At 46.5% G+C, this 772-nt stretch carries 1 pseudogene; it reads left to right on the top strand.

Annotated elements, in window-relative coordinates:
* Positions 1-772: pseudogene (locus tag R8O11_RS26955) on the top strand (phosphoglucomutase, alpha-D-glucose phosphate-specific); the annotation flags it as partial.

Raw genomic sequence — 772 nt, 5'->3', positions numbered from 1 at the left:
GTGGCACAGCAGACAAGCAAACTTTTAATGAAAACCACATTCTTGCTATCGCACAAGCAGTTGCAGAAGTACGTGCCAAGCAGGGGACTACAGGGCCGTTGTTTGTGGGCAAAGATACCCACGCGTTGTCAGAACCTGCGTTTTCAAGCGTAATCGAAGTTTTGATTGCGAATGGTGTAAAAGTCATCGTACAGCAGGATAATGGCTACACTCCAACACCTGGCATTTCTCACGCTATCTTAACTTACAATCTAAAGCATGATGAGAAAGCGGATGGCATCGTTATCACACCGTCTCATAATCCACCACAAGATGGCGGTATTAAGTACAATCCAACACATGGCGGTCCAGCAGAAGCAGAATTGACTCAAGCGATTGAAGATCGTGCGAACGAGATCATTGCTGGTGGCCTAAAAGATGTGAAGCGTCTAGCGCTAGCAGAAGCGAAAGCATCTGAGCTATTCGTAGAGATGGATTTGGTGAAGCCTTACATCGATGACTTAGTAAATGTTATCGATATGGAAGCGATCCAGAAATCGAAGTTGAAAATTGGTGTGGATCCACTTGGTGGCAGCGGCATTGATTACTGGCGTCAAATCGGCCAAGCATACAACTTAGATCTGACCTTGGTCAGCGAAGCGATTGACCCATCATTCCAGTTCATGTCGCTTGATAAGGACGGCGTGGTTCGTATGGACTGTTCTTCTCCATACGCAATGGCTGGTCTGCTAGCTCTGAAAGATGAATACGATCTTGCGTTTGGTAACGACCC

The sequence above is a fragment of the Vibrio sp. 1288 genome, assembly GCF_033344475.1.
This window is presented reverse-complemented; position numbering and strand designations above follow the sequence as displayed.